General features: G+C 70.9%; 4 protein-coding genes. 1 reads left to right on the top strand and 3 read right to left on the bottom strand.

What is annotated here, in order from left to right:
- Positions 1 to 108: 108 nt before the first annotated feature.
- The gene (gene secA, locus AB0881_RS41565; protein ID WP_366626417.1) at positions 109 to 3003 is read right to left on the bottom strand and encodes a preprotein translocase subunit SecA; all 2895 of its coding nucleotides are present in this window, start codon (positions 3001 to 3003) and stop codon (positions 109 to 111) included.
- 185 nt (positions 3004 to 3188) lie between these two features.
- Between secA and AB0881_RS41570 the strand changes: the two genes are divergently transcribed.
- Positions 3189 to 3527, top strand: a complete 339-nt coding sequence (locus AB0881_RS41570; RefSeq protein ID WP_366626419.1) for an HGxxPAAW family protein — start codon at positions 3189 to 3191, stop codon at positions 3525 to 3527.
- Between the two features lie 58 nt (positions 3528 to 3585).
- Here the strand turns inward: AB0881_RS41570 and AB0881_RS41575 are convergent, their stop codons facing one another.
- Positions 3586 to 4749 carry a crosslink repair DNA glycosylase YcaQ family protein gene (locus tag AB0881_RS41575; RefSeq protein ID WP_366626420.1) on the bottom strand — a complete coding sequence of 388 codons (1164 nt, stop codon included), beginning with the start codon at positions 4747 to 4749 and terminating at the stop codon, positions 3586 to 3588.
- Positions 4750 to 4870: 121 nt separating this feature from the next.
- Positions 4871 to 5742: maleylpyruvate isomerase family mycothiol-dependent enzyme (locus tag AB0881_RS41580; RefSeq protein WP_366626421.1), on the bottom strand; the 872-nt coding region annotated here is incomplete at its 5' end.

Here is a 5742-nt window from a genome sequence, read left to right on the forward strand (position 1 = left end):
GGGGGGGGGGGGGGGGTTTTTTTTTATTTTTTTTTTTTTCCTTATTACAGGGGGGCGCCGCGGTGGGGTCCGCCGGCGGGCCCCCCGCCGCGCCTGCTGCTGGAGCCCCTACTTCTTGCCGCGGGGGTCGCCGTGGCAGCGCTTGAACTTCTTGCCCGAGCCGCAGGGGCACGGGTCGTTGCGGGAGACCTTGGCGTACTCGTCCTCGGCCTCTTCGCTGTGGTGCTCGACGCCGCCCTCACCGTCGACGGTCGGCGCGGAGTAGTCGAGCTTCTGCGGCCGCTTCCGGTCCTCCAGGCCCTTCGCCTTGACGACCGGGGCCTTCTCCACGGCCTCCTCGTCCTCGTCCTCCGGCGCCTCAGCCTCGGCCTCGGCCTCCTCGGACGGGACGTCGTCGGCGTCCTTCGCGGCGGTCTTGGAGACCGACACCGGCGCCGCGCCCACCTTGGGCTCGGGCTGCTCCTCCACCTCGACCTCGAGGTTGAAGAGGTAGCCGACCGACTCCTCCTTGATGCCGTCGAGCATCGCGTTGAACATGTCGTAGCCCTCGCGCTGGTACTCGACCAGCGGGTCGCGCTGCGCCATGGCCCGAAGGCCGATGCCCTCCTGGAGGTAGTCCATCTCGTAGAGGTGCTCGCGCCACTTGCGGTCGAGGACCGACAGCACCACGCGGCGCTCCAGCTCCCGCATGACCTCGGAGCCGAGCTCCTCCTCGCGGGCGTCGTATCGGGCCTGGGCGTCCTCGCGGATCTTCTCGGCCAGCGTCTCGGCGTCCAGGCCGGAGATCTCGCCGCCGACCTCCTCGACCAGCTCGTCGACGTCCAGCGAGATCGGGTAGAGCTGCTTGAACGCCTTCCAGAGCTTCTCCAGGTCCCATTCCTCGGCGAAGCCCTCGCCGGTGGCGCCGGCCACGTAGCCGTCCACCACCTCGTCGATCATGTTGCGGACCTGCTCGTGCAGGTCGGCGCCCTCCAGCACCTTGCGGCGCTCGGCGTAGATGACCACGCGCTGCCGGTTGAGCACCTCGTCGTACTTCAGGACGTTCTTGCGCATCTCGAAGTTCTGCTGCTCGACCTGCGCCTGCGCCGACCGGATCGCGTTCGACACGATCTTGGACTCGATCGGGACGTCGTCCGGGATGTTCAGCCGGGTCATGATCGACTCGACCCGGGCGGAGTTGAACAGCCGCATCAGGTCGTCCTCCAGCGACAGGTAGAACCGGGACTCGCCCGGGTCGCCCTGCCGGCCGGACCGGCCGCGCAGCTGGTTGTCGATCCGCCGCGACTCGTGCCGCTCGGTGCCCAGCACGTACAGGCCGCCGGCCTCGACGACCTCCTCGTGCTCGCCCTTGACCGCGTCCTTGGCCTTCTCCAGCGCCTCCGGCCAGGCCGACTCGTACTCCTCGGGCGTCTCCAGCGGCGACAGGCCGCGCTGGTGCAGCTCCAGGTCGGCGCGGAAGTCCGGGTTGCCGCCGAGCATGATGTCCGTACCGCGGCCGGCCATGTTGGTCGCGACCGTGACGGCGCCCTTGCGGCCCGCCTCGGCGACGATCGCCGACTCCTGCTCGTGGTGCTTGGCGTTCAGCACCTGGTGCGGGATGCCGCGCCGCTTGAGCATCTTGCTCAGCCGCTCCGACTTCTCCACCGAGGTGGTGCCGACCAGCACCGGCTGGCCGTTCTCGTGCCGCTCGGCGATGTCGTCGACGCACGCCTCGAACTTGGCCTGCTCGGTCTTGTAGACCACGTCCGCGACGTCCTCGCGGATCATCGGCTTGTTCGTCGGGATCGGCACCACGCCGATCTTGTACGTCTTGTTGAACTCGGCCGCCTCGGTCTGGGCGGTACCGGTCATCCCGCTCAGCGTGTCGTACAGGCGGAAGTAGTTCTGGAGGGTGATCGTGGCGAGCGTCTGGTTCTCGTCCTTGATCGCCACGCCTTCCTTGGCCTCGATGGCCTGGTGCATGCCCTCGTTGTAGCGGCGCCCGTGCAGGATGCGGCCGGTGAACTCGTCGACGATCAGGACCTCGCCGTTCATGACGACGTAGTCCTTGTCGCGCTTGTAGAGCTCCTTGGCCTTCAGCGCGTTGTTGAGGAAGCTCACCAGCGGCGTGTTGACCGAGTCGTACAGGTTGTCGATGCCGAGCCAGTCCTCGACCTTCTCGACGCCGGACTCGGTGATGCCGACCGTGCGCTTCTTCTCGTTGACCTCGTAGTCGCCGGGGCCGTACTGGTCGACCTGGCCGGCGGTGCTGACCAGCTCGGCGCGCTTCAGCCGGGGGACGATCTTGGCGAACTCGCCGTACCACTTCGAGTTCTGCTCGGCCGGGCCGGAGATGATCAGCGGGGTACGGGCCTCGTCGATGAGGATCGAGTCGACCTCGTCAACGATCGCGAAGTGGTGGCCGCGCTGGACGCACTCCTCCAGGCTCCACGCCATGTTGTCGCGCAGGTAGTCGAAGCCGAACTCGTTGTTCGTCCCGTACGTGATGTCGCAGTTGTAGGCGGCACGGCGCTCGTCGGGCGTCATCTGCGGGAGGATGACGCCGACCTCGAGGCCGAGGAACTGGTGGACGCGGCCCATCCACTCGGCGTCGCGCTTGGCCAGGTAGTCGTTCACCGTGACCACGTGCACGCCATCGCCGGACAGCGCGTTCAGGTACGCCGGGAGCACGCAGGTGAGGGTCTTGCCCTCACCGGTCTTCATCTCGGCGATGTTGCCCAGGTGAAGGGCGGCGCCGCCCATGACCTGCACATCGTAGTGGCGCTGGCCCAAGACCCGCCGGGCCGCCTCGCGGGCGGTGGCGAACGCCTCGGGCAACAGGTCGTCCAGGGACTCCCCGTCGGCGATCCGCTCCCGGTACTTGTCGGTCAGCTCGCGCAACTCGGCATCGCTCATCTCGAGGAAGTCCTCCTCGATCGAGTTGACCTGATCCGCGAGCTTCTTGAGCTTGCGCAGGATTTTTCCTTCGCCCGCACGAAGGATCTTATCGATGACTGGCGGCACTCTCGGAGGCTCCTTGCAGATCGTGGGTCACCGCTCCAGGCGGCACGCACACCACACGTACGATGCCCATCGTAGGCGAGACCCAGAATGGTCTAGGTCACGTCGCGACGCAATCCACTGCGCCTTCCGTTTGATCCCCCCGGGGCGCGGAAGATCTGTGAGTGCACATCGAGGGAGGGCGGAACATGTCAGAAGAGTCGCACGGCTCGCATGCCGGACGGCCCAGCTCGTGGGTCGCCGTGTTCATCATGTTCGCGGGGTTCGCGATCGGCGGAGTGGCCCTGTGCCTCGGCCCGAACTGGGTGGTGTTCTGGGTCGGCGCGGCGGTCGTCGCCGTCGGATTCGTCGTGGCCGGGCTCGTCCACATCTTCTCCGACGTGGTCGTGGACGCCCCCCGGGTGATCCCCGAGATCGTCGACTACTCGGTCTTCGGATCCCGTACCGACAAGCGCCGCGGCGGCCCGCTCGGCGAGACGCTGGACCGCCCCGTCCACACCGACCCGCAGGACACGCCGCACGGCTGAGCCGATACGACCTGCGTACCGCGGCCACCGCCTTCCAGGGCGGTGGCCGCCGCCGTTCTCACGGCGTGTCGGCGGCGAGGGCTCCGGCGATTCCTGGGAGATCGCACCGTTCCACCCGTACCGCGTCACAACCCACCCAGGACGCGGCCCGCCAGAGGGCCGCGCGCAGCGCCGCCACCGTCCGCTCCGTGCGCGCCGCCGACCGCACCGCCCACGGCTCGAACGAGACCTGCCGCGCGACCAGCGTGCCGCCCTCGCGCGCCGGGTCGACCCGGCCGAGGAGCCGGCCGCCGGACAGCAGCGGCATCGCGAAGTACCCGTGGACGCGCTTGGCCTTGGGCACGTACGCCTCCAGCCGGTGGTCGAAGCCGAAGACGCGGGACGTCCGCGCCCGGTCCCACACCAGCGAGTCGAACGGCGACAGCAGCGTCGTCGCGTGCCTGCCCCGCACCGGCCGCGCCAGCGCCTCGGGGTCGGCCCAGGCGGCCTGCTTCCAGCCCTCGACGCGGACGGGCACCAGCCCGGCGGCGGCCGCGTCGACCTGGTCGGTCCTGATCCGGTAGTAGTCGGCCAGGTCGGCGCGGGTGCCGACGCCGAGGGCGCGGCCGGCCCGCGCCACCAGCCGCCGCAGGCACTCCGCGTCATCGGGCTCCCGGTCGAGGAGATCACTCGGGACGGCGCGCTCGGCCAGGTCGTACACGCGGCGCCAGCCCACCCGGCGGACGCAGACCACCTCGCCGATGTCCAGCAGCCACTCGATCGCGATCTTGTGGTCGCTCCAGTCCCACCACTCGCCGCCGGCCTTCGCCCCGCCCAGCTCCTTGGTCGTCAGCGGCCCGTCCGCCCGCAGCCGGTCCCGCACCTGGTCGCAGACGCCCTCGGGCACCTTGTGCCAGCGCCACCCGCGCTCGCGGAACGCCCGGCGGCGGAACGCGAACAGCGGCCACTCGTCGATCGGCAGCACCGACGCGGCGTGCGCCCAGTACTCGAAGCCGGCGCCGTCGCCCCAGTAGGCCGCCTCCACCGCGTCCCGACCCACGGGGCCGAGCCGCGCGTACGGCACCAGCTCGTGCGAGCGCGCCAGCACGGAGATCGTGTCGAGCTGCACGGCGCCCAGCGATTCGAGCACCCCCGGCACTCCCCCGCGCCGCGCCCCGAGCAGTCCCTGGGCCCTCAGTTGCAGCCGCCGTACCTCGTCCGCGCTCAGCTCGATCTCGTCCACGGCCCGAATGCTAGAGCACGACACCGACAATCCTGAATAGCCGGTGTCAGGCCCGCGAAGCCGGACAGGTGGTGTCAGGCCCGCCCAGGCCGGAAGGCCGGGGTCCGGGTCAGGGGCAGGATCAGGGGCCGGCGAACGCCGACGCCGACTCCAGCAGCCGCCGTCCGAGCGCGACATCGCCCCCGATGCCCGCCCGTACCGCACCCGGCTCCCGCCGGTCGGCGGCCAGCAGGCAGAACTCCATGACGCCCAGCTCCAGCGTCACGACCGGCTCCGCCTCCGCCCCGTCGCCGCCCAGCGGGACGAGCCACTCGCCGCCGCCGGGACCGTCCAGGACCACCCGCGCGGCCCCCTCGGCGCCGCCGCTCCGGATGGCCAGCGCCACGGGCAGCGACCGTACGCCGAGATCGGCCATCGCGTGCAGGTGCCGGGGCAGCGGATCCGGGACGCTCCGCCCCACGGCCGCCGCGATGTCGGCCGAATGCACCCACGTCTCGAACGCGCGGGCGACGAACGCGCCGTCCAGCGGCGCCGGGAAGCGCAGCCGGACCTCCCGCCGCTCCTCCCCGGCCGTGGGGAGGCCGGCGCACAGGGCGTGGGCTTCCGCGCGCCAGGCGGTACGGGTCTGCTCGGGGGTACGGGTGCGCTCGAAGGCGATCGTGCTCGCGGTGCGCGCGTCCACGTCGGCCTCGCCGCCGGTCGGGCCCGGGCCCGGGTGCTCGTTCCGGAGCTGCTCGTGCAGGAGGCGGTCCACGGCGGCCAGGTGGGCGACCACGTCCTGGACCGTCCAGTCGTAGATCACGATGGTGGACCAGTCGCCGGGGGCCAGCTCGGCGAGGAGGGCGTCCAGGGTCGCGACCTGGGCGGCGTACGGCGCCGCGTAGGGCGGGACGTCCGGGGCGGGGGCGCGGCGGGAGCGGGCCGCGGCCAGGACCGCCTCGCCTCCGGCATCGCGACGAGGCTCGCCTTCGGCATCGCGACCTCGCCTCCGGC

Origin of the sequence: Spirillospora sp. NPDC029432 (assembly GCF_040703975.1) — a bacterium.
In the GTDB taxonomy this organism is placed as follows: domain Bacteria; phylum Actinomycetota; class Actinomycetes; order Streptosporangiales; family Streptosporangiaceae; genus Spirillospora.

What these genes read in the sequence shown, in the direction of transcription:
- AB0881_RS41570 (WP_366626419.1), top strand. Translation starts at nt 3,189, where the DNA reads ATGTCAGAAGAGTCGCACGGCTCGCATGCCGGACGGCCCAGCTCGTGG.